This window comes from Mesorhizobium sp. M7A.F.Ca.CA.004.04.2.1, from assembly GCF_004022825.1.
In the GTDB taxonomy this organism is placed as follows: domain Bacteria; phylum Pseudomonadota; class Alphaproteobacteria; order Rhizobiales; family Rhizobiaceae; genus Mesorhizobium.
This window is the reverse complement of record NZ_RZPH01001718.1, coordinates 1-542: the sequence shown is the minus strand read 5'-3', so window position 1 is coordinate 542 and position 542 is coordinate 1. Positions and strand designations below refer to the sequence as shown.

General features: G+C 61.4%; 1 protein-coding gene. It reads right to left on the bottom strand.

Annotated elements, in window-relative coordinates:
• Positions 1 to 394 (bottom strand): aldehyde dehydrogenase family protein (locus EN893_RS37190; protein ID WP_128362319.1); only part of this gene is annotated, 394 nt, incomplete at its 3' end.
• Positions 395 to 542 lie beyond the last annotated feature (148 nt).

Here is a 542-nt window from a genome sequence, read left to right as displayed (position 1 = left end):
AAGTATGGCCGGGAATGTATTCGCCGGCCACGACGCCCGGCATCGAACGGACGGCGCCGGCGAAGAAGCGGTAGCAGTCGACGATCGCCGGGATTTCGTCATTGAGCACAGCGTTGATCGGCTTGCCGCAATTGAGCGCCTCGAGCGTGGCGAACTCCTTCGCGTCGGCTTCGATGCGGTCGGCGATCTTCAGCAAATAGCCGGAGCGTTGCGCCGGCGTGGTGCGCGACCACAAGACGAACGCCTGTTCGGCGGCGGTGACCGCCGCCTCGATCTGCGCCTGGCTGGCCTCGGGCAGGTTGAGGATGGTCGCCCCGGTCTTTGGATTGAGGATCGGCTCCTCGGTCTCGGTGCCCTTCTCGAATTTCGAGCCGATCAGCATCTGGGTGTCCATTGGATTCTCCCTTAACAGGAGCGAGTAGCGAGTAGCTGAAAGCGAGCAGGGTTGACCGTCGATGATCCCTATTCGCTGTTCGCTACTCCCTATTCGCTGTTTTTCATTTCCCACTTCCGGCGATCTGGTCGCCGTCACGGGTGAGGTA